22 protein-coding genes are annotated in these 25,831 nt (G+C 65.7%); 20 read left to right on the forward strand and 2 right to left on the reverse strand.

Annotation, left to right across the window (positions count from 1 at the left end):
- The first annotated feature begins 5 nt into the window (after positions 1–5).
- The 12 genes from ABD719_RS03595 (at position 6) to ABD719_RS03650 (ending at position 12,877) form a co-directional block, all read left to right on the forward strand.
- Positions 6–677 carry a flagellar hook assembly protein FlgD gene (locus tag ABD719_RS03595; protein WP_344692023.1) on the forward strand — a complete coding sequence of 224 codons (672 nt, stop codon included), beginning with the start codon at positions 6–8 and terminating at the stop codon, positions 675–677.
- Between the two features lie 90 nt (positions 678–767).
- On the forward strand, positions 768–1,343 hold the full coding sequence (locus ABD719_RS03600; RefSeq protein ID WP_344692024.1) for an ATP-dependent Clp protease proteolytic subunit: 576 nt from the start codon (positions 768–770) through the stop codon (positions 1,341–1,343).
- 82 nt (positions 1,344–1,425) lie between these two features.
- Entirely contained in the window at positions 1,426–2,217 is a 792-nt protein-coding gene (locus tag ABD719_RS03605) for a succinate dehydrogenase iron-sulfur subunit (RefSeq protein WP_192125142.1), read from the forward strand.
- A gap of 4 nt (positions 2,218–2,221) precedes the next feature.
- Positions 2,222–2,683 (forward strand): PaaI family thioesterase, encoded by a 462-nt coding sequence (locus tag ABD719_RS03610; protein ID WP_344692027.1) that lies wholly within the window; start codon positions 2,222–2,224, stop codon positions 2,681–2,683.
- Complete coding sequence (zapE, locus tag ABD719_RS03615) at positions 2,680–3,792, forward strand: cell division protein ZapE (RefSeq protein ID WP_344692028.1); 1,113 nt, start codon at positions 2,680–2,682, stop codon at positions 3,790–3,792. Before ABD719_RS03610 ends, zapE begins: the two co-directional genes overlap by 4 nt.
- A 206-nt stretch (positions 3,793–3,998) precedes the next feature.
- The gene (gene mdh / locus ABD719_RS03620; protein WP_344692029.1) at positions 3,999–4,961 is read left to right on the forward strand and encodes a malate dehydrogenase; all 963 of its coding nucleotides are present in this window, start codon (positions 3,999–4,001) and stop codon (positions 4,959–4,961) included.
- Positions 4,958–5,494 carry a hypothetical protein gene (locus ABD719_RS03625; protein WP_344692030.1) on the forward strand — a complete coding sequence of 179 codons (537 nt, stop codon included), beginning with the start codon at positions 4,958–4,960 and terminating at the stop codon, positions 5,492–5,494. Before mdh ends, ABD719_RS03625 begins: the two co-directional genes overlap by 4 nt.
- The gene (sucD, locus tag ABD719_RS03630; RefSeq protein WP_192125148.1) at positions 5,491–6,375 is read left to right on the forward strand and encodes a succinate--CoA ligase subunit alpha; all 885 of its coding nucleotides are present in this window, start codon (positions 5,491–5,493) and stop codon (positions 6,373–6,375) included. Before ABD719_RS03625 ends, sucD begins: the two co-directional genes overlap by 4 nt.
- A gap of 150 nt (positions 6,376–6,525) precedes the next feature.
- Positions 6,526–9,498, forward strand: coding sequence for a 2-oxoglutarate dehydrogenase E1 component (locus ABD719_RS03635; RefSeq protein ID WP_344692031.1), 2,973 nt, complete (start codon positions 6,526–6,528; stop codon positions 9,496–9,498).
- Positions 9,499–9,561: 63 nt separating this feature from the next.
- Positions 9,562–10,797, forward strand: a complete 1,236-nt coding sequence (odhB, locus tag ABD719_RS03640) for a 2-oxoglutarate dehydrogenase complex dihydrolipoyllysine-residue succinyltransferase (protein ID WP_344692032.1) — start codon at positions 9,562–9,564, stop codon at positions 10,795–10,797.
- A 130-nt stretch (positions 10,798–10,927) separates the two neighbouring features.
- The gene (lpdA, locus tag ABD719_RS03645) at positions 10,928–12,325 is read left to right on the forward strand and encodes a dihydrolipoyl dehydrogenase (RefSeq protein ID WP_344692033.1); all 1,398 of its coding nucleotides are present in this window, start codon (positions 10,928–10,930) and stop codon (positions 12,323–12,325) included.
- Between the two features lie 231 nt (positions 12,326–12,556).
- Positions 12,557–12,877 (forward strand): GCN5-related N-acetyltransferase, encoded by a 321-nt coding sequence (locus ABD719_RS03650; protein ID WP_344692034.1) that lies wholly within the window; start codon positions 12,557–12,559, stop codon positions 12,875–12,877.
- An 8-nt stretch (positions 12,878–12,885) separates the two neighbouring features.
- Here ABD719_RS03650 and ABD719_RS03655 read toward each other — a convergent pair whose 3' ends face one another.
- Entirely contained in the window at positions 12,886–13,296 is a 411-nt protein-coding gene (locus ABD719_RS03655) for a hypothetical protein (RefSeq protein ID WP_344692035.1), read from the reverse strand.
- A 126-nt stretch (positions 13,297–13,422) separates the two neighbouring features.
- Between ABD719_RS03655 and uvrA the strand changes: the two genes are divergently transcribed.
- The 6 genes from uvrA to ABD719_RS03685 all read left to right on the forward strand — a co-directional run bounded on the left by uvrA (position 13,423) and on the right by ABD719_RS03685 (position 23,273).
- On the forward strand, positions 13,423–16,326 hold the full coding sequence (uvrA, locus tag ABD719_RS03660) for an excinuclease ABC subunit UvrA (RefSeq protein ID WP_344692036.1): 2,904 nt from the start codon (positions 13,423–13,425) through the stop codon (positions 16,324–16,326).
- Positions 16,327–16,518: 192 nt separating this feature from the next.
- The gene (locus tag ABD719_RS03665) at positions 16,519–16,914 is read left to right on the forward strand and encodes a T6SS effector amidase Tae4 family protein (protein WP_344692565.1); all 396 of its coding nucleotides are present in this window, start codon (positions 16,519–16,521) and stop codon (positions 16,912–16,914) included.
- Complete coding sequence (locus ABD719_RS03670) at positions 16,911–17,327, forward strand: hypothetical protein (RefSeq protein WP_344692037.1); 417 nt, start codon at positions 16,911–16,913, stop codon at positions 17,325–17,327. Before ABD719_RS03665 ends, ABD719_RS03670 begins: the two co-directional genes overlap by 4 nt.
- A gap of 156 nt (positions 17,328–17,483) precedes the next feature.
- The gene (locus tag ABD719_RS03675; protein ID WP_344692038.1) at positions 17,484–18,572 is read left to right on the forward strand and encodes a glycoside hydrolase family 43 protein; all 1,089 of its coding nucleotides are present in this window, start codon (positions 17,484–17,486) and stop codon (positions 18,570–18,572) included.
- A gap of 76 nt (positions 18,573–18,648) precedes the next feature.
- A complete protein-coding gene (locus ABD719_RS03680) occupies positions 18,649–21,897 on the forward strand; it encodes a glycoside hydrolase family 2 TIM barrel-domain containing protein (RefSeq protein ID WP_344692039.1) in 3,249 nt (1,082 codons plus the stop codon).
- The gene (locus ABD719_RS03685) at positions 21,894–23,273 is read left to right on the forward strand and encodes a family 43 glycosylhydrolase (RefSeq protein WP_344692040.1); all 1,380 of its coding nucleotides are present in this window, start codon (positions 21,894–21,896) and stop codon (positions 23,271–23,273) included. Before ABD719_RS03680 ends, ABD719_RS03685 begins: the two co-directional genes overlap by 4 nt.
- Positions 23,274–23,291: 18 nt before the next feature.
- Here ABD719_RS03685 and ABD719_RS03690 read toward each other — a convergent pair whose 3' ends face one another.
- Positions 23,292–24,050, reverse strand: coding sequence for an N-formylglutamate amidohydrolase (locus tag ABD719_RS03690; protein ID WP_344692041.1), 759 nt, complete (start codon positions 24,048–24,050; stop codon positions 23,292–23,294).
- A gap of 24 nt (positions 24,051–24,074) precedes the next feature.
- Here ABD719_RS03690 and ABD719_RS03695 point away from each other — a divergent pair, with 24 nt between their 5' ends.
- Together ABD719_RS03695 and ABD719_RS03700 are read left to right on the forward strand one after the other, a co-directional pair.
- Positions 24,075–25,007 (forward strand): transglutaminase family protein, encoded by a 933-nt coding sequence (locus tag ABD719_RS03695; RefSeq protein ID WP_344692042.1) that lies wholly within the window; start codon positions 24,075–24,077, stop codon positions 25,005–25,007.
- Complete coding sequence (locus ABD719_RS03700; protein WP_344692043.1) at positions 25,007–25,822, forward strand: transglutaminase-like domain-containing protein; 816 nt, start codon at positions 25,007–25,009, stop codon at positions 25,820–25,822. Before ABD719_RS03695 ends, ABD719_RS03700 begins: the two co-directional genes overlap by 1 nt.
- The last annotated feature ends 9 nt before the right edge of the window (positions 25,823–25,831 follow it).

Raw genomic sequence — 25,831 nt, forward strand, 5'->3', positions numbered from 1 at the left:
GAATCATGACCACCACCACCGTCGTCACCGGCGCCACGACCTCCGCTGCCGGTACCCCCACCACCCTGGCCAAGGTCGGGGCGGATTTCGACATGTTCCTGAAGTTGCTCGTCACCCAGATGCAGAATCAGGACCCGTTGAAGCCGATGGATTCGACCGAATATACCCAGCAGCTCGCGCAATATTCACAGGTCGAACAAACCGTGAAGCAGACGACTGCGCTCAACGACATCCTGTCGCAGCTGTCGACGCAGAGCCTGACGCAGGCGAACGCGCTGATTGGCCGCGAGGTGGAGGTGGACACCAACGTCGCCGGCCTTGCCGGGCAGAGCGCGGCGCAATGGGGCTATCAGTCCACCCGCGCGGTCGCCACGATCGAGATGACGGTGAAGGACGCATCCGGCGTCACCATGTCGACCAGCACGGTCGACGCCAGCGGCACGACCGGCCGGTTGGCCTGGGACGGGACGACGAAATCGGGCGGTACGGCCAAGGATGGCGGCTACACGCTGTCGGCAGTGGGGCGCGACGCGTTTGGCGTCGAGGTGCCGATGACGCTGACTAGCGTCGGCAAGGTATCGACGGTGGAGGCGAAGGCCGGCGTGGTGACGCTGGGCGTGAACGGCTTGCAGGTGCCGATGGCCCGGCTGGTCCGGCTGGCCGATGGGGCGGAATGACGATGCCGACGGGCCGCCGCTAGGTATCGAATAGTCGAAAAAGACCAGCCAGGGCTGGAACCGCGTCCGTGCCGGTCGGTTGCCCGCGCCATGACCAACCAGAACGGCAAGGCCACACAATATCCGCTTCTCGCCAACCCGCATGTGCAGTTGCACGGGCCGGTCGACGAGGCGATGTACACCAGTTTCAAGGCGCAGGTGATCGATGCCCCGACCGAAGGACCGCTGGTGGTGTCGATCACCACGCTGGGCGGCGACCCGGAAATGGCACGGGCGATGGGAGACGGCATCCGCCTGATCCGCGAATATACCGGGCGCGACACATTGTTCCTGGGCAAGGTCGCGGTCTATTCGGCGGGTGCTACCTTCATGTCGGCCTTCCCGGTCGACAGCCGTTTTCTGACGCGGGGCAGCCGCATCATGATCCACGAACGGCAGATGCAATCGACCATCCAGCTGAACGGACCGCTCAACACGCTGGAATACACGTTAAAGGCGAAGCTGCACGAAATCGAGGATTCGATCCGTATCCAGAACGAGGGATTCGAGGCGCTGATCCGCGGGTCGCAGGTTTCGATGGACGAGCTTCTGGAAAAGGCGCCGTCCAATTGGTATATTGAGGCGGACGAGGCGAAACGCCTGGGGCTCGTACTCGACGTGATCTGAGTTACCGCGCCGCAACAGGAGGGTTTGCCCGGATCGCGCCCGTGTTGTAACGGCTCGGGCAATCACCTGACGGGAACCCTTCATGGCCGAATTCGCCCTCCCCAAGAACAGCAAGATCAAGCAGGGCGTCACCCATGCCGCGCCGAGCGCTCCGGCGGAAAAAGGCCGGCTGAAGAAATTCAAGGTCTATCGTTACGATCCCGACAGCGGCGAAAATCCCCGCTACGACACGTTCGAGGTCAATCTGGACGAGTGCGGGCCGATGGTGCTCGACGCGCTCATCAAGATGAAAGGCGAGCAGGACAGTTCGCTGACCTTCCGCCGCTCGTGCCGCGAAGGCATCTGTGGCTCCTGCTCGATGAACATCGACGGGCGCAACGGCCTCGCCTGCACCACCGCGATCGAGGATGTGAAGGGCGAGGTGCGTATCACCCCGCTGCCGCATATGGACGTGGTGAAGGATCTGGTGCCGGACTTTACGCACTTTTACGCGCAGTACAGTTCGATCAAGCCGTGGTTGCAGACCGTCACGCCGCCGCCCTCGGGCAAGGAGCGGTTGCAGTCGCCGCAAGACCGGCAGAAGCTCGATGGCCTGTACGAGTGCATCCTGTGCGCGTGCTGTTCGACCTCGTGCCCCAGCTACTGGTGGAATGCCGACAAGTTCCTAGGGCCGGCGATCCTGTTGCAGGCCTATCGCTGGCTGGCGGACAGCCGCGACGAGATGACCGGCGACCGGCTCGACGAACTGGAGGATCCGTTCCGTCTGTATCGCTGCCACACGATCATGAACTGCGCGAACGTCTGTCCCAAGGGGCTGAACCCCGCCAAGGCGATCGCCGAGATCAAGAAGATGGAAGCCGAACGGATCGTCTGAGGTCTTGAGCGACCCGTTCAGCGATGCTCCCGCCCCCGGCCAGCCGGGCTGGCGGGAGTGGAAGCCGACCGATCCGACGCGCTTCAATGCGGTCATGGGTCCGATCGTCTACCGGGCGGAGGGTGCCATCGTCCGGGTCCGGATGATGCCGGGTCGCGAACATTCCAATGTCCGCGATGCAGTCCATGGCGGCGTCACGCTGGCCTTCATCGATATCGCGCTGTTTGCGGCGGCCCGTGCGTCCGGCACGATCATCGCCGGCACCGGCGTGACGCTGGGGCTGGACACGCAATTCATCGGCGAAGGCGCGATCGGCGAACCGATCGAGGCGCAGGTCGAATTGCTGCGCGAAACCGGCCGTCTGCTGTTCCTGCGCGGACTGGTGGTGCAGGGGGATGACGACCGCCGGGTCGCAGCCTTCTCTGCCACGATCCGCAAGCCTCCGTCGGTCAGGAAGGACTCATGACCACCGACAACCTTGGCGTCATCGCCGCCTATGACGCGCTGATCGCCGCCGGCGAACTGCGCCCCGATCCCGAACAGGCCGCCGCCGCCGCCCGCCTCCAGTCGCTCGCGACCGAACTGGAACATCCCCGCACTACCGGCTTCTTCCGCCGCAAACCGGTGCCCGCGCGCGGCGTTTACATGTGGGGCGATGTCGGGCGCGGCAAATCGATGCTGATGGACCTGTTCTACGACCATGTGGCCGTGCCGGCCAAGCGCCGGGTCCATTTTGCAGAGTTCATGATCGAGGTCCATGGCCGCATCGCGGTGGAGCGGCGCAAGGAGCAGGGCGACCCGATCCTCCCCGTCGCCGCGGCGCTGGCGCAGGAAGCCCGGTTGCTCGCTTTCGACGAGATGATGGTGACCAACAGCCCCGACGCGATGATCCTGTCGCGGCTGTTCACCGCCTTGATCGAGGCGGGGGTGACGATCGTCACCACCTCCAATCGTGCGCCGGTCGATCTCTACAGGAACGGTCTCAACCGCGAACATTTCCTGCCCTTCATCGCGCTGGTGCAATCGCGTCTCGACGTGGTGACGCTGAACGGCCCGATCGATTACCGGCGCGACCGGCTGGGCAGCCAGCGGACCTGGCTGGTTCCCAACGGGGCGGCGGCGACCGCCGATCTCTCCGCCGCATTCTTTCGCCTGACCGATCATGAAGTGACCGAACCGATCCCGTCCGAGGATCTGGTGGTGCAGGGCCGCACGCTGCATGTGCCCAAGGCATTGAAGGGCGTCGCGGTCTTCTCGTTTAGGAAACTGTGCGGCGAGGCTCGGGGCGCGGCCGACTATCTTGCGATTGCCCGTCGTTTCCATACCGTCATCCTCGTCGGCATCCCCCGGCTGGGCCCGGAGAACCGCAACGAGGCCGCGCGCTTCGTCGCGCTGATCGACGCACTGTACGAACACAAGGTGAAGCTGCTTGCCGCGGCGGATGCCGAGCCGGGCGATCTCTATGCGGCGGGGGACGGCGTATTCGAATTCCAGCGGACGGTGAGTCGGCTGGAGGAGATGGGGTCCGACGACTATCTCGCGCAGGGTCACGGCGCGGATGGCGAGGCACGCTGACAATATTGACGCACATCTCGGCAGCCGGGCCAGCGCGACAAACCCCATGGTAAATGGCGGGGCTGCGAGTTCTGACGGGGCGCATTCATGGAAACCGGTCGCTATTGCACTTGCGAACCATCCGCAATAATGCCATTTAAGCCTTGCCCTACGCGCATTATGCGCGTACCCGCCGCTTCCAATCACCGCCACGGAGAAGGATTGGAATGGCCCGCAAGAAGATCGCGCTGATCGGCGCCGGTAACATCGGCGGCACGCTCGCGCACCTCGCCGCCCTCAAGGGCCTTGGCGATATCGTGCTGTTCGACGTGGTGGAGGGCGTGCCGCAGGGCAAGGCGCTTGATCTGTCGCAGTGCGGGCCGGTCGAGGGCTTCGATGCCACCATCACCGGGTCCAACGACTATGCCGATATCGCGGGGGCGGACGTCATCATCGTCACCGCCGGCGTCGCGCGCAAGCCCGGCATGAGCCGCGACGACCTGCTCGGCATCAACCTGAAGGTGATGAAGGCGGTCGGCGAGGGGATCAAGGCCAACGCGCCCGACGCGTTCGTGATCTGCATCACCAACCCGCTCGACGCGATGGTATGGGCGCTGCGCGAATTTTCCGGCCTGCCGACCAACAAGGTCGTCGGCATGGCGGGCGTGCTCGACTCGTCGCGGTTCAGCCACTTCCTCGCCGACGAGTTCAAGGTCGCGGTGAAGGACGTGAACACGTTCGTGCTGGGCGGCCATGGCGACACGATGGTTCCGGTCGTGCAGTATTCCACGGTTGCGGGCATCCCGGTGCCTGACCTGATCGCGATGGGCCGCACTACGCAGGACAAGATCGACGCGATCGTCCAGCGCACCCGTTCGGGTGGCGGTGAGATCGTCGCGCTGCTCAAGACCGGCTCCGCCTATTACGCGCCCGCCACCAGCGGCATCGCGATGGCCGAGGCGTATCTGTACGACCAGAAGCGCCTGCTGCCCTGCGCCGCCTATGTCGAGGGCCAGTACGGCGTTGACGGCCTCTATGTCGGGGTCCCCGTCATCATTGGTGCCGGCGGCGTCGAGGAGATCGTCGAGGTCAAGCTGGACGACGAGGCGAAGGCGAACCTTCAGGTGTCGGTCGACGCGGTCAAGGAACTGCTGGTCGCGTGCAAGGGCATCGACGAGAGCCTGAATTGATCATATTCCGCGCCATTGATTTGACGGTGCGGCGGGGGATGGCAGCGGCGTTATGCGCCGTGGCCACCCTAGCCAGTCCGGTGGTGGCCGAGGGCATGGGTATTGCCTCGCAAGATGAAATTCTCGCAGGCATCCGGTCCTGTACCAATGGTGTCGGCCCGGCGGGGCTTGATGAAGCGCATTTGATCGCCGATGGTTGGTCAAAAGGTTCGATGTCGTCAAAAGATGGAAAGCCCGTCGAAAACGGACTTATCGTTTACGGCAAGGGCCATTTGATGGTCCTTACGTCCAACGCCGGGCTTGGCCAAATGCAGTTATGCAATTTTGTGGCAAAGATCGCTTCTGTCCAAGCTTTTCCCAAGCTTCAGGCGGCGATGGCATCCACCTATGGCGTGCCATTCAAAGATAATGGCAAGGGCGATCAGTATTATCGCGCGTCTAATAGCCATTTGATCAATCTGGTATTTACCGGCAGCAGCGATAGGCCCTCTGTTCGAGTCGCCGTCGGCTATGTCTCTCAGGAGTCAAAATGAGTATTCTCGTCGACAAGAACACCAAGGTCATCACGCAAGGCATGACCGGCGAAACCGGCAGCTTCCATACCAAGGCGGCGCTGGAATACGGCACGCAGATGGTCGGCGGCGTCACGCCGGGCAAGGGCGGGACCGAGCATCTCGGCCTGCCGGTGTACAACACCGTCGCGGAGGCGAAGTCGAAGACCGGCGCCGACGCATCGGTGATCTACGTGCCGCCGCCCTTCGCCGCCGATTCGATCCTGGAAGCGATCGACGCCGAGATTCCGCTGATCGTCACGATCACCGAAGGCATTCCGGTCCTCGACATGGTCCGCGTCAAGCGTGCGTTGTCGGGCAGCAAGTCGCGGCTGATCGGCCCGAACTGCCCCGGCGTGCTGACGCCGGGCCAGTGCAAGATCGGCATCATGCCGGGTTCGATCTTCAAGCAGGGTTCGGTCGGCGTCGTCTCGCGCTCCGGCACGCTGACCTATGAGGCGGTGTTCCAGACCTCGAACGCCGGTCTGGGTCAGACCACCGCGGTCGGCATCGGCGGCGATCCGGTCAACGGCACCAACTTCATCGACGTGCTCGAACTGTTCCTGGCGGACGAGGCTACGCAGTCGATCATCATGATCGGCGAGATCGGCGGCGACGCCGAAGAGCAGGCTGCGCAGTTCCTGATCGACGAGGCGAAGCGTGGCCGCAAGAAGCCGATGGCCGGCTTCATCGCGGGCCGCACGGCACCCCCGGGTCGTCGCATGGGCCATGCCGGCGCGATCGTGTCGGGCGGCAAGGGTGATGCCGAGAGCAAGATCGCGGCGATGGAAGCTGCCGGGATCAAGGTCGCGGCCTCTCCGTCGGAACTCGGCTCGACGCTGCTGTCGGTGCTGAACGGCTGAAAATCCTTCTCCCCTTGCGGGAGAAGGTGGCGTCCGCAGGACGCCGGATGAGGGCGGGGGGGTCGCAATCGGCGTCCCCCTCGCTCTTCCGGGCCTTCGGCCTGGGTCCCTCCCGCTCCCGCAGGGGAGAGGGGTAGAAGGAAGAAGACGATGGGCTACGAAGGTCAGGATTTCAGCGACATCGCACAGGGCGTGAGCCCGGCGTTCATCGAGGCGCTGTACGCGAAGTTCGGTACCGATCCCGGCTCGGTCGATGCCGGCTGGCGGACCTTCTTCGAAGGACTGGAAGGCAGCGCTCAGGGGCCGAGCTGGCAGAGCAAGCGCTGGCCGCTGACCACCACCGACGACCTGACCGCCGCGCTCGACCCGACCCAGATGGAGCCCGCGCCCAAGCCCGCGCGCGGGGGCAAGCCTGCCGCGGCTGCCGCGCCGGCGCCATCGAAGGACGATATCGTCAAGGCGGCGGGCGATGCGATCCGCGCGCAGCTGTTGATCCGCACCTACCGCGTCCGTGGCCATCTCGCCGCCAATCTCGATCCGCTGGGCCTGACCAAGCGCGAGATGCCCGAGGATCTGAAGACCGAGCATTACGGTTTCACCGATGCCGATCTCGATCGCCCGATCTATCTCGGCGGCACGATGGGCTTCGAATGGGCTACCGTCCGCCAGCTCGTCGACACGTTGCGCAAGAATTACTGCGGCAATGTCGGTCTGGAATATATGCACATCGTCGACGTCGAGGAGCGTCGCTTTCTGCAGGAGCGGATGGAGGGCCAGGACAAGGCGATCGAATTCTCCATCGACGGCAAGAAGGCGATCCTCAACAAGGTGATCGAGGCGGAGCAGTGGGAGAAGTTCCTCGGCCGCAAATATGTCGGCACCAAGCGGTTCGGCCTCGACGGCGGTGAATCGATGATCCCGGCGCTGGAAAGCGTCATCAAGTACGGCGGCCAGTACGGCGTGCGCGAGATGGTGTTCGGCATGGCGCATCGCGGCCGCCTGAACGTCCTCGCCAACGTGATGGCGAAGCCGCTGCGCATCATCTTCCACGAATTCGCCGGCGGTTCGGCGAACCCCGACGATATCGGCGGTTCCGGCGACGTGAAGTACCATCTCGGCACCAGCCACGACCGTGAGTTCGACGGGCACAAGGTCCACATGTCGCTCGTCGCCAATCCGTCGCATCTGGAGGCGGCCGATCCCGTCGTCCTCGGCAAGACGCGCGCGATCCAGACGATCGCGAACGACCTGAACGATCACGTCGCCTCGCTGCCCGTGCTGATCCACGGCGACGCCGCGTTCGCGGGGCAGGGGATCGTGTGGGAATGCCTCGGCTTTTCCGGCATCCGTGGCTACAACACGGGTGGCTGCGTCCACTTCATCATCAACAATCAGGTCGGCTTCACCACCAGCCCGCAGTTCGCGCGTTCCTCGCCCTATCCGTCGGACGTGGCGAAGGGGGTGCAGGCGCCGGTTTTCCACGTGAACGGCGACGATCCCGAAGCGGTGACCTTCGCGACCAAGATGGCGATGGAATTCCGCCAGAAGTTCCATCGCGACATCGTGATCGACATGTGGTGCTATCGCCGCTTCGGTCATAACGAAGGTGACGAGCCCGGCTTCACCCAGCCGCTGATGTACAAGGTCATCAAGGATCACCCGCCGGTCAGCGACATCTACGCCAGGCGCCTGATCGGCGAGGGCGTGATCGACCAGGTATGGGTGGACGAGAACGTCCGGCAGTACGTCACCAGGCTGGAAGGCGAGTTCGAGGCGGGTACGAGCTACAAGCCCAACAAGGCGGACTGGTTCGCCGGTCGCTGGACCGGCCTGTCCGCGCCGACCGAGGGCAGCCCGACCCGGCGTAGCGCCGACACCGGCATCACGCCCAAGCTGTTCGACTTGCTCGGTCGCACGCTGACCACGGTGCCGGAGGGGCTGGCGATCCACAAGACGCTGGGCCGCGTGCTGGAGGCCAAGCGCCAGATGTTCGCCACCGCCAGCAATTTCGACTGGGCGACCGGTGAGGCGCTGGCGTTCGGCTCGCTGTTGTCCGAGGGATATGGCGTCCGCCTGTCGGGGCAGGATTCGGGGCGCGGCACCTTCTCGCAACGCCACGCCGTCTGGGTCGACCAGACCGACGAACACAAGTTCGTGCCGCTCCAGGGGATCGAGCATGGCCGGTTCGAGGTGCTGGACAGCCCGCTGTCCGAATATGGCGTGCTCGGCTTCGAATATGGCTATGCGCTGGCCGATCCGAAGACGCTGGTGCTGTGGGAGGCGCAGTTCGGCGACTTCGTCAACGGCGCGCAGATCATGATCGACCAGTTCATCGCGTCGGGCGAGGCCAAGTGGCTGCGCGCCAACGGCCTCGTGATGCTGCTGCCGCACGGGTACGAAGGGCAGGGGCCGGAACATAGCTCGGCCCGGCCGGAGCGGTTCCTGCAGCTGTGCGCAGGCGACAACATGCAGGTCGCCAACTGCACCACGCCGGCCAACTACTTCCACCTGCTGCGCCGGCAGATGCACCGCAGCTTCCGCAAGCCGCTGGTGGTAATGACGCCGAAGTCGCTGCTCCGCCACAAGCTGGCGGTGTCGGTGGCGGCCGATTTCCAGGGCGACAGCCACTTCCGTCGCCTGCTGTCCGACACCAACGGCGCCGCCGACGAAGCAACGACGCGGCTCGTCCTGTGCACCGGCAAGGTCGCCTATGACCTGATCGAGGCGCGCGACGCGGCTGGTGATACTGACACCCAGATCGTCCGGGTCGAACAGCTTTATCCCTTCCCCGGCGATGCGATCGCGGAGCGGGTGAAGCGGATGCCGAACCTGCGCGAAGTGGTGTGGGCGCAGGAAGAGCCGAAGAACAACGGCTACTGGTTCTTCGTCGAGCCCCTGATCGAGGAGGCGCTGGCGGAAGCGGGCGCGGCGGTGAAGCGCGCACGCTATGCCGGTCGTGCGGCCGCCGCGTCGCCCGCGACGGGCCTTATGAAGCGCCACACCGCCGAACAGGGGGCGCTCGTCGCCGATGCGCTCGGCCACAATGTGCGCGAGGAAATCCGCCGGACGCGCGCGGAGGGCAGCACCACCACCGCCCGCCCCGCGCAGGCCCCCGCCAGCTGATCGCCCACCCCCGATACCCCCGATAATCGCTCCGGTTCCGGCCGGGGTTGGAAGGATAGAATGATGGCCACCGAAGTCACCGTCCCCGTACTGGGCGAATCGATCACCGAAGCGACGTTGGGCGAATGGCTCAAGCAACCCGGCGACGCGGTCGCGCTCGACGAGCCGATCGCCAGCCTTGAGACCGACAAGGTGTCGGTCGAGGTGCCCAGCCCCGTCGCGGGCGTGATGGGTCAGCATGCGGTTGCGGTCGGCGATACGGTGCGGGTCGGCGCGATGATCGCCACCGTCGATGCCGGCGGCAGCGCCGCGCCCAAGGAGGCCGCGCCGCAGCCCGCCGTCACCCAGACGCCCGCCGCCCCGGCACCGTCGCCGGCCCCTGCCGCCGAGACCGAGCCGACCGGTGACAGCCCCGCCGCGCTCAGCCCCTCGGTCCGCCGCGCGGTGCTGGAGCACGGCGTCGATCCCGCCACGATCAAGGGCACCGGCAAGGACGGCCGCATCACCAAGGAAGACGTCGAGGCCGCCGCGCAGAACAAGCCTGCCGCCGCACCGGCGCCCGCTGCCGCACCGGCCCCTGGCGCCACTACGACCGGCGGGCGCAAGGAAGAGCGCGTCCGCATGACGCGTCTGCGCCAGACGATCGCCAAGCGCCTGAAGGAAGCGCAGAACACCGCCGCGATGCTGACGACGTTCAACGACGTCGATATGACCGCGGTGATCGAGGCGCGTGCCAAGTACAAGGACCTGTTCGAAAAGAAGCATGGCGTTCGCCTGGGCTTCATGGGCTTCTTCGTGAAGGCCGCGACGATGGCGCTGAAGGACATCCCCTCGGTCAACGCCTCGATCGAGGGCGATGACATCGTCTATCACGACTATGCTGACATCTCGGTCGCGGTTTCCTCGCCCGGCGGCCTCGTCGTGCCCGTGATCCGCGACGCGCAGGACCTGACGGTCGCCGGCATCGAGAAAACGATCGGCGACTTCGGCAAGCGCGCCAAGGAAGGCGCACTGAAGATGGACGAGATGAAGGGCGGTACCTTCACCATCTCGAACGGTGGCGTGTTCGGCTCGCTGATGTCGACCCCGATCATCAACCCGCCGCAGTCGGCGGTGCTGGGCCTCCATCGCATCGAGGACCGCCCGGTAGTGGTGAACGGCCAAGTCGTGGTGCGTCCGATGATGTACCTCGCACTCAGTTACGATCACCGCCTGATCGACGGCCGCGAAGCGGTGAGTTTCCTCGTCGCGCTCAAGAATGCGATCGAGGACCCGACCCGCATTCTGATCGACCTGTAAGGCATAGCACGCAGCCTGTTCCCCGGCGGAGGCCGGGGCCCAGTTGGGAAGGCGGATGTAACGGGGCGCGGCGTTCACCATATATGCCCCGCAACTGGGCCCCGGCCTCCGCCGGGGAACGGAGATGAAGATGGCTAACGAATACGACTATGACGTCCTCGTGATCGGCGCCGGCCCCGGTGGCTATGTCGCCGCGATCCGGGCTGCGCAGCTGGGGCTGCGCACCGCCTGCGCGGAAAGCCGCGAGACGCTGGGCGGCACCTGCCTCAACGTCGGTTGCATCCCGTCCAAGGCGCTGCTCCATGCGTCCGAACTCTATGCGGAGGCGACCGGCGGTCACCTCGCCAAGTTCGGCGTCGAGATCCAGGGCGCGACGCTCAACCTTGATCAGATGCACGCTGAAAAGGCCAAGGCGGTCGGCGAGCTGACCGGCGGCATCGAATATCTGTTCAAGAAGAACAAGGTGACGTGGCTGAAGGGCAAGGCCGCGTTCAAGGATCACACCACCGTCACCATCGGCGACCAGACCGTCACCGCGCGCGACATCGTGATCGCGACCGGATCCTCCGTCACCCCGCTGCCCGGCGTCGAGATCGACCAGAAGATCATCGTCGACAGCACCGGCGCGCTGGCGCTGCCCAAGGTACCCGAACATCTCGTGGTGATCGGCGGCGGTGTGATCGGGCTCGAACTCGGCAGCGTGTGGAAGCGACTGGGCGCGAAGGTCACGGTCGTCGAATATGTCGATCAGATCCTGCCCGGCTTCGATGGCGAGGTCCGCAAGGAGTCGGCCAAGCTGTTCAAGAAGCAGGGCTTCGAGCTGATGACCTCGACCAAGGTCACCGGCGTCGCGGTCGATGGCACCGCGGCGACCATCTCGATCGAGCCCGCCGCCGGTGGCGAGGGCACGACGCTGACCGCCGATGCCGTCCTCGTCGCGATCGGCCGCAAGCCGAACATTGATGGCCTTAACCTGGAAGCGGCCGGCGTGAAACTGACCGAGCGTGGGCAGGTCGGCATCGACCATGATTTCCGCACCAATGTCGACGGCATCTGGGCGATCGGCGATGTCGCCCCCGGCCTGATGCTGGCGCACAAGGCCGAGGACGAGGGTGTCGCGGTGGCGGAGAACATCGCCGGCCAGACCGGTATCGTGAACCACGACGTGATCCCCAGCGTGGTCTACACCATGCCCGAGATCGCCGGTGTCGGCTTGTCCGAGGAAGCCGCCAAGGCAAAGGGCGAGATCAAGGTCGGCAAGTTTCCCTTCGCTGCCAACAGCCGCGCCAAGACCAATCGCGACACCGACGGGTTCGTGAAGGTGATCGCGGATGCCAAGAGCGACCGGGTGCTGGGCGTCTGGATCATCTCGTCGCTCGCCGGCACGATGATCGCGCAGGCCGCGCAGGCGATGGAGTTCGGGGCGACCAGCGAGGACATCGCCTATACCTGTCACGCGCACCCGACCCATGCCGAGGCGCTGAAGGAAGCCGCGATGGCGGTGCAGGGCAAGCCGATTCACATTTGAGCCCGGTCGCGCGCCGTCGCAGCAAAGCAGCGGCGCGCCAAAGGTGGCCGGGCCGGCCGGCGGCGCCCAGGCGCCGTCCGACGTCACGGGATTTACTCCCGTGACGTCCCGCTGTTGTTTGGCCCGACTTCAGATGCACCGCAGATCATGCCGCAAATTGCTTCATCACACTCACAATGACGGCGTGAAGGCGAGCGATATCGTCGCACGGAAACCGCATCGGCTGGGCCGATGATCCATGATTCGCCTCGCCTCGCGCTGGAAGCCGAGTGCCTTCATCTGACCCGCGTCTATCTTCCCGCCCTTGCGACCGCACGGGGATGGCCAATCCGGGCGGATCATTGTTTCCAGCGTATCCTGCTCGACCATAGCTATGGCGGCTGTTGGTACGATCACGTCACCGGTCGCCCCGCCTTTGCCCACGCCGATACCGCAGCCCTGATGCGGGCCGTTTCCCTCGGCCGCGCCGCGATCGCGGGCGACGCGGATATGGCGATGCTGAATCGACAGTCGCTGATCTGGCGCCGCAAGCCTGCAAGCCGGGCAGGGTAAGACCGACGCTACCCCTTCTTCCCGAACAACCGCGCCAGCACCAGTTCCGCCGCCTCACCGATCGCACCGGCGATCGCGTCCGGATTGGGCGAGCGGGTAGTGCCCTGTGGCGCGGCGGGCTGCACGGGTGGCACCGTATCGGCCGCCTCCGGCCGGGGCGGAACCGGCGGCACGGGCGGGGTCGGCGGACTAGCGGACTTCGCCAGCGCATCGGCAGCGGCGCGCAGGCCGGTCGCCATTGCGACACGGGCGGCGGGGGATTGCAACTGCTGGGTCACCATCGCGGCAATCCCGGCGAGCGGCAGCGAAAACGAACCCGATCGTGCCGCGCCATCGCCATGCTTCGCATCATGGCCGGTTTCGTGCTTGTGGCCATGCTTGTCGCCGTGGCGATCCTTGTGCTTCTTCTTGCCCATCATGCGGCTCCGCCATTTGTGTATCAGGGATATAATACACGGATCGCCGCTCGCAACTGGTGACCGTGCGGCAGCGTTCCTATCTTGCCGCTCTGGCGTTTCACGTGGAACAGAAGTAGAACCCTCCCCATGCTGACCAAGATATCCGTCCGCGGCGCGCGCGAGCACAACCTCAAGGATGTCGACATCGACATTCCCCGCGATACGTTGACGGTGATCACCGGCCTGTCCGGTTCGGGCAAGTCGAGCCTCGCCTTCGATACCATCTATGCCGAGGGGCAGCGCCGCTACGTCGAATCGCTGTCGGCCTATGCACGTCAGTTCCTGGAACTGATGCAGAAGCCCGATGTCGACCATATCGAGGGCCTGTCTCCCGCCATCTCGATCGAGCAGAAGACGACGAGCCGCAATCCCCGTTCAACCGTGGCGACCGTCACCGAAATCTACGATTACATGCGCCTGCTCTGGGCCCGCGTCGGCATCCCCTATTCGCCGACCACGGGGGAGCCGATCGCCGCGCAGACCGTCAGCCAGATGGTCGACCGGGTGCTGGCGCTGCCGGAGGGGACGCGCGCCTATCTGCTTGCCCCCGTCGTGCGCGGGCGCAAGGGCGAGTATCGCAAGGAACTGGCCGAATGGCAGAAGGCGGGCTTCACCCGCGTCCGCATCGACGGCACCATTCACGAGATCGACGAGGCGCCCGCGCTCGACAAGAAGTTCAAGCACGATATCGAGGTCGTCGTCGATCGCATCGTCATCAAGGCCGACATCGCGACGCGGCTGGCGGAGAGTTTCGAGACCGCGCTGAAACTCGCCGATGGCCTGGCATATTTCGACCCCGCCGATCCGGTCGAGCCCCACACCCCGAAATCCGAGGTGCTGGGCGACAATGCGCCGCCGGGCCGCATCGTGTTCTCCGAAAAGTTCGCCTGTCCGGTGTCGGGCTTCACCATTTCGGAGATCGAGCCGCGCCTGTTCTCGTTCAACGCGCCGCAAGGCGCATGTCCGGCCTGTGACGGCCTTGGCGAGAAGCTGATCTTCGACGAAGACCTTGTCGTCCCCAACCATGCGTTGACGATCAAAAAGGGCGCGGTGGTGCCATGGGCCAAGTCCAACCCGCCGTCGCCCTATTACATGCAGGTGCTGGGCAGTCTGGCCAAGGCGTATGATTTCAGCCTCGATACGCCGTGGTCCGACCTGCCGGTCGATGTCCAGGCGCTGATCCTGCACGGGTCGAAGGGCAAGCCGGTCACGCTGACCTTCGTCGACGGCAAGAAGAAATACGACGTGTCGAAGCCGTTCGAGGGGGTGATCGGCAACCTTAACCGCCGCCTGCTCCAGACCGAGAGCGCGTGGATGCGCGAGGAACTGGTGAAATACCAGTCGTCGCGCCCGTGCGAGGTGTGCGGCGGCGCGCGCCTGAAACCGGAGGCGTTGGCGGTGAAGGTCGCGATGCAGGACATCGCCCATGCCACCCGCCTGTCGGTGGTCGATGCGCTGGCGTTCTTCACCGATCTGCCGACGCATCTCGGTGACCAGCAGCGCGCGATCGCGGAGCGTATCCTGAAGGAAATCGTCGAGCGGCTCGGCTTCCTCAACAATGTCGGGCTCGATTATCTCAACCTCGACCGCACCAGCGGCACGTTGTCGGGCGGCGAGAGCCAGCGTATCCGGCTGGCATCGCAGATCGGCAGCGGCCTGTCGGGCGTGCTCTACGTACTCGACGAACCGTCGATCGGGCTGCACCAGCGCGATAACGACATGCTGCTCGCCACGCTGCGGCGGCTGCGCGATCTCGGCAATACCGTGCTGGTCGTCGAACATGACGAGGATGCGATCCGCACCGCCGATTACGTGATCGACATGGGGCCGGGCGCGGGCGTCCACGGCGGCCAGATCGTCGCGCATGGCACGCTGAAGCAACTGCTGAAATCGAAGACCAGCATCACTGCCGATTATCTGAACGGCACGCGCGAAGTGCCGGTGCCCGCCAAGCGGCGCAAGGGCAGCGGCAAGAAGCTGACCGTCCACAACGCCACCGCCAACAACCTGACCGGGGTGACCGCGTCGATCCCGCTCGGCACCTTTACCTGCATTACCGGCGTGTCGGGATCGGGCAAGTCGAGCTTTACGATCGACACGCTCTACGCCGCCGCCGCGCGCGAACTGAACGGCGCGCGCATTCTGGCGGGCAAGCACGACAAGGTGACGGGCCTCAACCATCTCGACAAGGTCATCGACATCGACCAGTCGCCGATCGGCCGCACCCCGCGATCCAACCCGGCGACCTATACCGGCGCCTTCACCCAGATCCGCGACTGGTTCGCCGGCCTGCCGGAATCGCTGGCGCGCGGGTACAAGCCCGGCCGGTTCAGCTTCAACGTGAAGGGCGGCCGGTGCGAGGCGTGCCAGGGCGACGGCGTGCTGAAGATCGAGATGCACTTCCTGCCCGACGTCTATGTCGAATGCGATGTGTGCCACGGCGCCCGCTACAATCGCGAGACGCTGGAGGTGAAGTTCAAGGGCCACAGCATCGCCGACGTGCTGGACATGAACGTCGAGGATGCCGCCGAGTTCTTCAAGGCGGTGCCGCCGATCCGCGACAAGATGGCGATGCTGGTCGAGGTCGGCCTGGGCTACGTCAAGGTCGGGCAGCAGGCGACGACGCTGTCGGGCGGCGAAGCGCAGCGCGTGAAGCTGGCCAAGGAACTGGCGCGCCGCGCCACCGGCAACACGCTCTACATCCTCGACGAACCCACGACGGGCTTGCATTTCGAGGATGTCCGCAAGCTGCTCGAAGTCCTCCACGCCTTGGTCGAACAGGGCAACACTGTGGTGGTGATCGAACACAATCTCGATGTCATCAAGACCGCCGACTGGGTGCTCGACCTGGGGCCTGAAGGCGGCGTGAAGGGTGGCGAGATCGTGGCCGAAGGCCCGCCGGAGGTGGTGGCCAAGGAACCGCGCAGCTTCACGGGGCGGTATCTGGCGCCGTTGCTTAAGGGGCGGGGGGAACAGGTGGCGGCGGAGTGACGGGGCCGAGCGTGGGTTTGGGGCGCCCCCCCTTGAGGTCGTTGGCTAACCTAGGTTGACGGGAATAGATGAGGGACATCGCGATATGGCCAAGCCTGTTCTTTCCAGCATCTGGGCGGCGTTTCCCGATCATGTCGCCTACCCCAGCCTTCGCGACCTCTACACGCATCTGGGTGGTACGGCCGCGCGTAAATCGAAACCCCCGGCTTCGGGCCGAACGGCAATACCTGCGCCAGTAGATTGAGCATGGCATTCAACGCCGGTGGTACGCCGATCACCATCGCTGCCGCCCGTGCTCAGACGCTCGGTGCAGCCGATGGGTCGCGGATCATCTTCCGTGTCACCGAATTTCGCGCCTATCTCATACGACTGCTCGGCAAGCCGTCGCTCGACGATGCCAGTCCCTATGACAGCGCATTTCGGGGCAAGCGCGGCATCGTAGCCTTCACCGTCAGTTGGTCCGATGCCAGCGGACATATCGCGTTGTGGGTCGGCGCACGGTATCGTGAACCCAAGCATGATAATTATACCAGCTATGCCAGTGGCAGCGCGAAGACTTCGCGTGGCGAGTTCTGGAAGCTAGCATGATGCGTTCGGCGATGATGGCCTTGTCGCTGCTTGCCGCTTGTGGCGGTCATGCCGCATCGACCGGCGCTGGTGCCCGGTCACCCTTGCAGGACGATCTGGTCGCCTATGCGACGGCCAGTTGCTTTACGATGCAGCAGAATAATTATCTGAAGGACCAGGGGCAGCGATGGGCTGGCGCGATCATGCAGGGAGCGCATGGACCAATTGAGAAATGGGTGCCGGTTACTACTGCCGTGAAAGCAGAGCTCGCCCGATCGGGTGTAGCGGAGGGCCAGGGTGAAGGCCCGATGGCACCGGCCGTGACACTTCCCGTAATGACATGTGGACGGATCGCCACGACTTCGGGCGTTCGCCAGGCAATCGGGGCAGCCGTAACGGCATTGGCAAACGATTATGCCGTCAAGTCGCGCTAGGCAGGACAGGGCGGCCTGACGATCAGCCCGCCGGTATCTCGCCTATCCAATGTGGCTGCGCATACAAAGTCTTGCTTCAAGGAAGGGCAGCGTCGCAGCTTGCCCTTCTTTCCACCGCCTGCGACAATCCGTCCGACAAATTGGTGGGAGAGACGGATGCGGTATCGAACCTTGTCGGCGATCGCCGGCATCCTGCTGGCGGCCGCGCCGGTTGCACTGGCCGCACAACAGCCGCCCGCCCCCGCCGCCGATATGCTCCTCATGCCCCAGATGCGGCTGCACGATCCGTGGATCGTCGCGGACAAGGCGGCCGGTACCTATCACCTATTCACCCGCAACGACGCCCGGATGACGGGGGACGCGCGGCTGGGGATCATGGCCTATACCAGCCGCGATCTGAAGCATTGGACGACGCCGACTCTGGTCTTCGCCTGGCCGAAGGGTGGCTGGGCAACCGACGGGGCCTGGGCACCGGAGGTGCATCCATGGCGCGGGAAATGGTATCTGTTCGCCACCTTCCACAACGAGAAGCTGCCGCTGCCGTCCAGGGGCGCCCGCCCGCTGCATCGCCGGTCGACGGTGCTGGCGGTGGCGGATCGGCCGGGCGGGCCGTTCACGCTGGTGCGCGGCGGCGAGTCGGTGGCGCCGGCGGCACAGATGACGCTCGACGGATCGCTCTATGTCGATCCGGCGGGCAAGCCGTGGATGGTCTATGCGCACGAGTGGGTTCAGACCGATATCGGCACGATCGAGGCTGTGCCGCTGAACGACGACCTGTCCGCCGCCGGCTCGCCCCGCGTGCTGTTCCGCGCGAACGAGGCGCCTTGGGCGCTGGCGCAGCCGCAGGCGGATGGCACGAACATCTACGTCACCGATGGCCCCGAGCTGTTCCGCACGCGCACCGGCACGCTGCTGATGCTGTGGTCCAGTTACGGCAAGGGCGGCTATATCCAGGGGATCGCGCGATCGAAGACGGGCGATCTCGCCGGGGGGTGGGAGCATCTGCCACCGCTGGTCCGGCGCGACAGCGGCCATGGCATGGTCTTCCGCGCGTTCGACGGGCGGCTGATGATGATCCTCCACCGCCCCTTCACCCGCGCGCTGGGGAAGTTGTATGAATTGCGCGACGAGGGCGACACCGTCAGCGTGGTGCGCGAGGCGACCGAACTCGATCTGGAGGCCTATCCCACGCATCCCTGCGGACCGGGAAAGCGGCCGGCAGGGGGTGATCCCGACGAGTGCTGACCGGGCGGCGGGTTGCGTCGGCCGGGGTGGCCTGTATTGTCATACAAGAAGACGAAATGGTCGGGAGAGGAACGACGTGAAAAAGGGATCGGTCACGCTGGGGATCAGCGCGCTGGCGCTTGCCACCGCCACCGCGCAGGCACAGCAGGGAGCGCCGCAGGTACAGCCGGTGCAGGTCGATCCCGCCCGGCCCGATTGGGAGAACCCGGCGGTCTATGCACGCGGTAAGCTGCCCGCAAGCGCGACAGGCTTTCCCTTCGAAAACCGCGAGCGGGCGCTGGCCGGCCACCGCACCCAGTCGTCGCGCTTCCTGCTGCTGAACGGTGACTGGAAATTCTCGTTCTCCCCCGATGCGGACCGGCTGCCCGCCGGGTTCGAGCGGCCGGATTACGACGTGTCGGCGTGGAAGAGCATCAAGGTGCCGTCGGACTGGCAGACGCAGGGTTATGACCAGGCCCGCTACAATAACATCACCTATCCCTTTCCCGCCAACCGCCCGCTGATCCCCCATGCGACCAACCCGGTCGGCTCGTACCGCCGCGATGTCGAGGTGCCGGCCGGCTGGACCGGGCAGGACGTGATCCTGCACATCGGCGCGGCGGGATCGGCGTATAAGGTCTGGGTAAATGGCCAGGACGTCGGCTATTCGGAGGACAGCAAGCTGCCGTCCGAATTCGACGTGACGCGGTTCGTGAAGCCGGGCCGCAACACCGTGGCGATCCAGGTCGTCCGCTGGTCGGACGGCAGCTATCTGGAGGATCAGGACTTCTGGCGCGTCTCGGGCATCGAGCGCGAGGTGTTCATGATGGCCGCGCCGAAGACGCGGGTGCGCGACGTGTTCGTTCATGCCGGGCTGGACAAGGCGTATCGCGACGGCGTGCTGTCCACCGACCTCGCCGTCACGCCCGCCACGCAAGGAATGACCGCGCGCATAACGCTGATGGACGGCGACCGGCCGGTGCTGGTGAAGGAGGCACGCGTCGCGCCGGGCAAGGCGGAGCGCGTCGTCACGCTGGCCGCGACGGTGTCGGGCGTGCGTGCGTGGACCGCAGAAACGCCGAACCTCTACACGCTGATGGTCGAACTGCTCGATGCAAAGGGGCAGGTGGTGCAGGCGACGCCGCAGAAGATCGGCTTCCGCACTGTCGAGATGCGCGACGGGCGTGTCTCGGTCAACGGCCGCCCGATCGTCATCCGCGGCGTCAACCGGCACGAGCATGATCCCGAGACGTTCCACGTCATCTCGCTGGAATCGATGCGCCGCGACATCGAGTTGATGAAGCGCAACAACATCAACGCGGTCCGCACCTCGCACTATCCCAACGATCCGCGCTGGTATACGCTGGCCGACGAATATGGCCTGTACGTGATGGACGAGGCGAATATCGAAAGCCACGCGTACATGGATTACGCGAACAAGCATCCCGAACTGCGCCCAAAGCTGCAGATCGGCTTCGACCCGGCATGGGAGGGCGCGCATGTCAGCCGCGTCACCAACATGATGGAGCGGGACAAAAACCATCCCTCGATCATCTTCTGGTCGTTGGGCAACGAGGCGGGGATCGGCTCGAATTTCGAAAAGGCCGCCGCGGCGCTGCGCGGGCGCGATCCGGGCCGGCTGATCTCGTACCTCGGCTGGGGCACGCTGGATCGCGGCACCAACAAGCCCAATCCCTATGTCGACATCTATGCGCCGATGTACGACGAGATCGAAAAGATGGTCGACTGGGTGAACGACACCACCCAGACCCAGCCGATGATCCAGTGCGAATATGCCCATATGCAGGGCAATTCCGGCGGCAATTTCAAGGATTACTGGGACACGATCTACGCCCATCCCGCCAAGTTGCAGGGCGGTTTCGTGTGGGACTGGGTCGACCAGTCGATGTACCGCTACACGAGGGACGGGCGGCGTTACTGGGGTGACGGCGGCGAATACGGCCCCAATCCGGGCGGCGATATCGAATTCGGGGACGGACTGACCCAGCCCGATCGCACGCCCAACCCGCATCTCTACGAGGTACAGAAGGTCTATGCGCCGATCCAGTTCGAGGGGTTCGACCCCGCCACCGGCCGCGTCACGGTGCGTAACCGGCACGACTTCCGTGACCTGTCGGGCTTCGCGTTCGACTGGGTGATGGAGGAGGACGGCGTGGCCGTCGCGCAGGGGCCTTTGCCCGCGATGACCACCGCCGCCGGGGCGACGCAGGCGGTGACGCTGCCGCTGCCGACGACCGCGCGCAAGCCGGGATCGGAATATTGGGTCACCGTCCGCGCCCGGGCGAAGGCGGGATCGGTACCGCTGGTACCCGCCGATTACACGATCGGCTGGGACCAGTTCGCGCTGGCGGCCACCCCGAAACCGGCGTCGGCGTCGGCGCGGGCCGGCGCGGTGGCGGTGCGCGATGCGGGCGGCGCGGTGCGGCTGTCGGCGGGCGACGCGGTGCTGACGATCGACCGCAAGACCGGGTTGATCGACGGCTATGCCCGGGGCGGCGCCACGCTGGTCAGCGGCGGCGCGCCCAATTTTTGGCGCGCGGAGACGGACAACGACACGCTGACCGGCACCATCGCGCAGATGAAGCCGTGGAAGGGCATGTCTGAAACCCGACAGGTGCGATCGGTCACCGTGCGCAAGCTGGGCGGCGGTGCCGCGGAGGTGCGGGTCGACCATGCGCTGGGCGACGGCGCGGCGCGGTTCGTGACCAGCTACACGATGGCGGGCGACGGATCGGTCGCGGTGGCGGGCGAGTTCACGCCGCTGAAGACCGATCTGACGCCGCCGATCCGCATCGGCCTGTCCTATGCGATGCCCACCACGATGAAGACGGTGGAATGGTTCGGCCGTGGCCCGCACGAAAGCTATGTCGATCGCAAGACCGGCGCTGCGATCGGCCTGTGGCGCGGGGCGATCGCCGACCAGAATCACGATTACATGCGCCCGCAGGATACCGGCAACAAGGTCGACGTGCGCTGGATGGAGGTGTCCGGCACCGCCGGGACGGGGGCGGGTGGCCTGCGGGTAACCGGTGAGACGCCGCTGATGATGAACGCGCTCGCCTTCCCCTATACCGACCTCTATCGCCGCGCGCCGGGGACGTGGAAGTCGAGCGACATCGTGCCGCACGGTCAGGTATCGCTGCTGATCGACGCCGCGCAATGGGGCGTCGGTGGCGACACCGCGTGGAGTGCGATCGGCCAGCCGCGCAAGGAATACCGGACGAAGCTGGCGCCGACCCGCGTCGCGTTCCGTCTGGAACCGTTCGTGGGCGAGGGCACCACACCCGCCAAGGCACGGCCTGCCCGCGCGACGGAAGTGCAGTGAAGGCCGCCGCGATCGCCCTCGCGGCGCTGGTCGCGGGGGCGGCCACGCCCGTCGAGGCGCAGGCACCGGTAGCACCGGCAGAGGCGCGGTGGGATGCACCCGGTGCGCGCAACCCGTTGCTGCCGGGCTATTTCGCCGATCCATCGATCGTTCGCCACGATGGCCGCTGGTACATCTATGCGACGATCGATCCCTGGGGCGACGACCGGCTGGGGCTGTGGCAATCGACCAATGGCCGCGACTGGACCTTCTCGACGCCCGACTGGCCGACCAAGGCGGCGGCGACCGGGCCTACCTCAAACGGGTCGAAGGTCTGGGCGCCCTCCGTCGTGCGGGGCAAGGACGGCCGCTGGTGGATGTACGTATCGGTCGGCAGCGAGGTCTGGGTGGGCACCGCCCCATCGCCTGCCGGGCCATGGCGCGATGCGAACGGTGGCAAGCCGCTGATCGCGAAGACGTTCGATCTGCGCTACCACATGATCGACGCCGAGGCGTTCGTCGACGATGACGGGCAGGCGTATCTCTATTGGGGGTCCGGGCTGAACTGGGTCAACGGCCACTGCTTCGTCGTGAAGCTGAAGCCGGACATGGTGACGTTCGACGGCACCCCGCGCGACGTGACCCCCGGTCATTATTTCGAAGGCCCGTTCATGTTCAAGGCGAACGGGCGTTACTTCCTGACCTATAGCGACGGCAACACGACGAAGGACACCTATCAGGTCCGCTACGCGACCGGATCGTCGCCGCTGGGGCCGTTCACCGAGGCGGCGGGGAACCCGATCCTCGCCACCGATGCTGCGCGCAATATCGTCAGCCCCGGCCATCATGCGATCTTCCGGTCGGGTGGTCAGCCCTATATCCTCTATCACCGGCAGGGACTGCCCTGGCCGACCGGCGGCGATGCGGTGTTGCGGCAGGTGGCGGTCGATCCGCTGACGGTGCGCGGCGACGGTACGCTGGCCCGCGTCGCGCCTTCGCACGGTAGCGACGTGAAGGGTTTTGCGGCCAGGCGCACGCCGGGCCTGCCATGGACGGCGAGCGGAGCGGGGCTGGATGCGCTGCATGGCGCGGCGCACGCGGCGGACGATAATTACGCGACGTTATGGAAGCCGCCGGTCGCAGGTCCGCAGACGATCGTCGCCGATCTGGGCCGCAGGCGGGCGGTACGCGAAAGCCGGCTGCGCCCCGAATATGCGACCCGCGCCTACCGGTTCGGGATCGATGCGTCTGACGACAGGCGCACGTGGCGGACGGTGGCGGCGGTGGCCGAGCATCGCGGCTCGCCGATCGTCGTGCCCCATGCCGGCACCGCGCGGTATCTGCGGGTGACGTTCGCCGGGGCGGATGCGGGATTGTGGGAGTGGGGGATCGACTGATCCATCCCGCTATCGTTCCTACTCTCCCAGCACCGTTGCCAGCCGCCGCGCCCATGCCGCCACCCCGGCCGCATCGGCCAGCAGGTCCTGCCGCACTTCAAGTTCGACATAGGGACGGTCGGGATAGGCGTGGCGGGGCACGGTATGATCGATGCCATCCATCCGGTACGGTTCGTTGTCGCCCACCGTCAGCGCCGGTTCGGCGCGCAGCCGGGCCAGCGTGCGGTGGGTCAGGCTCAATTCGCCGCGATCGTGCAGCACGCCGACCTGCCATGGCCGCGCCACGCCTGCCATCACCGGGGTGAAGCTGTGCAGCGACACCAGTTGCGTGCGCCGTCCGCCCGCATCGCGCCGTGCCAGTTCGGCGGCGATCGCCGCCTGATAGGGCGCGTGGATCGCCGCCCTCCGTGCCGCGCGATCCGCATCGGTCAGCCCTTCATTGGCTGGAATGGGGGTGCCGTCGCTGACCGCCGGTATCGCATCGGCGCGGTCGGGATCGCGGTTGCAGTCGATCACCAGCCGTGAATAGGTCTGGCGGATGAAGACGGCATCCAGCATCGCCGCCAGCGCCTCGCCCAGACCGGCGATGCCGATATCCCAGCCGATGTGCCGGTCGAGATCGCCCGACCCGATCCCGAGTGATCCGAGCGCCGCCGGCACGACCTTGCCGGCATGATCGCCGATCAGCAGCAGGTCGGATCGGCCGCCCGGATTGACGATCTGCACGGGATCGGGATCGTTAAGCCCCAGTAACGGTTCTACGGGGGTATCAAGCATTATGGGCCATGGGGGGTCTGCCGGTTGCCGTTCCTGAACCTGTCCCATGTCACGGCCTACAGCTATCGTCACCCCGTGTCGTTCGGCGAACACCGGGTGATGGTGCGTCCGCGCGAGAGTTTCGACCAGCATCTGCTCGACGCGCGGCTGACGATCTCGCCCGAACCCGCCGATGTGCGGTGGTTGCAGGACGTGTTCGGCAACGCGGTGGCGATCGCCACGTTCGACCGGCGCGCGAAGGAACTGGTGTTCGACAGCCGGGTGCGGGTGCTGCACACCCCCGCCGAGTTGCAGCATGTCGATATCGAGGAATATGCCCGGTCCTATCCCTTCACCTATTCGTCGGAGGAGATGCCGGACCTGTTGCGCTCGATCGAGCGGCAGCATCATGATCCGCTACGGCTGATCGACAGCTGGGCACGCCGCTTTGTCAACCCGGCCGGGCGCACCGACACGCTGGCGATGCTGTCGGACATGACCACCGCGATCCGCCGCGAATTTACCTATGTCCCCCGCGCCGAAAAGGGCACGCAGAGCCCGATCGAGACGCTGTCGCGGATGAAGGGCACCTGCCGCGACTATGCGATGTTCATGATCGAGGCGGTGCGCGCGCTGGGGTTTGCGGCACGGTTCGTATCCGGCTACGTCTATGGCCCATCGAGCGGCGACATGCCGGTGGGCGGCGGCAATACCCATGCCTGGGTGCGGGTGTACCTGCCGGGATCGGGCTGGGTCGAATTCGATCCGACCAACGGCATCGTCGGCAATCGCGGGCTGATCCGCGTCGCCGTGGTCCGCGATATCTATCAGGCGGTGCCGGTGTCGGGGACGTGGAGCGGGTTTCCCGGCAGCTTCCTCGACATGACCGTCACCGTCGACGCGCGCATCGATCCCGCCGACGCGCCCCCTGCGCTTGCTGCCCCCACCGCTGCCCCCGACATGAGGAAAACCGGCTGATGCTGATCCGTGCTGGCTATGACATCGCCTTCGATGCCGAGGTGGCGACACCGATGCTGGCGATGCTGAGCGTCCATCCGTCCCGCAACAAGGATCTGCGCACGCTGCACCGCATCGCCGCCGATCCGGCGGTGCCGATGTACGATTACCAGGACGCGTTCGGCAATGTGTGTACCCGGATCACGATCCCGGCGGGCGGCGTGACGCTGTCGTGCGATTTCGTGGTGGAGGATGACGGCCTGCCCGATCCCGCCGCGCCCGATGCGGTGCAGCACGCGGTGGAGGACCTGCCCGACGACGTGCTGATCTTCCTGCTCGGCAGCCGGTATTGCGAGACGGACCGGCTGTCGGACACCGCCTGGTCGTTGTTCGGCCATATCCCCGCCGGGTGGGAACGGGTGCGCGCGATCGTCGAGTTCACGCACAACCATGTCGAATTCGGCTATCACCATGCCCGCGCGACCAAGACCGCATGGGATGCGTATCAGGAGCGGCAGGGCGTGTGCCGCGACTTCGCCCATCTGGCGATTACGCTGTGCCGCTGCATGAACATCCCGGCGCGCTACTGTACCGGCTATCTCGGCGATATCGGCATCCCGCCGGTCGATGCGCCGATGGATTTCTCCGCATGGTTCGACGTGTATCTGGGTGGGCGTTGGCATACCTTCGACGCACGGCACAACCATCCGCGCATCGGCCGCATCCTGATGGCGCGGGGCCGCGACGCCACCGATACCGCGCTGACCACCGCGTTCGGGCGGACCACCCTGGTCCGGTTCGACGTCCATACCGACGAGGTCGATGCCGTCGCCTGACGCGTAATC

It is taken from the genome of Sphingomonas cynarae (genome assembly GCF_039537815.1).
Lineage (GTDB): Bacteria > Pseudomonadota > Alphaproteobacteria > Sphingomonadales > Sphingomonadaceae > Sphingomonas > Sphingomonas cynarae.

What these genes read in the sequence shown, in the direction of transcription:
- ABD719_RS03605 (WP_192125142.1), top strand. Translation starts at nt 1,426, where the DNA reads ATGGCCGAATTCGCCCTCCCCAAGAACAGCAAGATCAAGCAGGGCGTC.
- uvrA (WP_344692036.1), top strand. Translation starts at nt 13,423, where the DNA reads ATGCTGACCAAGATATCCGTCCGCGGCGCGCGCGAGCACAACCTCAAG.
- ABD719_RS03595 (WP_344692023.1), top strand. Translation starts at nt 6, where the DNA reads ATGACCACCACCACCGTCGTCACCGGCGCCACGACCTCCGCTGCCGGT.
- ABD719_RS03700 (WP_344692043.1), top strand. Translation starts at nt 25,007, where the DNA reads ATGCTGATCCGTGCTGGCTATGACATCGCCTTCGATGCCGAGGTGGCG.
- ABD719_RS03670 (WP_344692037.1), top strand. Translation starts at nt 16,911, where the DNA reads ATGATGCGTTCGGCGATGATGGCCTTGTCGCTGCTTGCCGCTTGTGGC.
- odhB (WP_344692032.1), top strand. Translation starts at nt 9,562, where the DNA reads ATGGCCACCGAAGTCACCGTCCCCGTACTGGGCGAATCGATCACCGAA.
- lpdA (WP_344692033.1), top strand. Translation starts at nt 10,928, where the DNA reads ATGGCTAACGAATACGACTATGACGTCCTCGTGATCGGCGCCGGCCCC.
- sucD (WP_192125148.1), top strand. Translation starts at nt 5,491, where the DNA reads ATGAGTATTCTCGTCGACAAGAACACCAAGGTCATCACGCAAGGCATG.
- ABD719_RS03650 (WP_344692034.1), top strand. Translation starts at nt 12,557, where the DNA reads ATGATCCATGATTCGCCTCGCCTCGCGCTGGAAGCCGAGTGCCTTCAT.
- mdh (WP_344692029.1), top strand. Translation starts at nt 3,999, where the DNA reads ATGGCCCGCAAGAAGATCGCGCTGATCGGCGCCGGTAACATCGGCGGC.
- ABD719_RS03690 (WP_344692041.1), bottom strand. Translation starts at nt 24,050, where the DNA reads ATGCTTGATACCCCCGTAGAACCGTTACTGGGGCTTAACGATCCCGAT.
- zapE (WP_344692028.1), top strand. Translation starts at nt 2,680, where the DNA reads ATGACCACCGACAACCTTGGCGTCATCGCCGCCTATGACGCGCTGATC.
- ABD719_RS03655 (WP_344692035.1), bottom strand. Translation starts at nt 13,296, where the DNA reads ATGATGGGCAAGAAGAAGCACAAGGATCGCCACGGCGACAAGCATGGC.
- ABD719_RS03600 (WP_344692024.1), top strand. Translation starts at nt 768, where the DNA reads ATGACCAACCAGAACGGCAAGGCCACACAATATCCGCTTCTCGCCAAC.
- ABD719_RS03675 (WP_344692038.1), top strand. Translation starts at nt 17,484, where the DNA reads ATGCGGTATCGAACCTTGTCGGCGATCGCCGGCATCCTGCTGGCGGCC.
- ABD719_RS03635 (WP_344692031.1), top strand. Translation starts at nt 6,526, where the DNA reads ATGGGCTACGAAGGTCAGGATTTCAGCGACATCGCACAGGGCGTGAGC.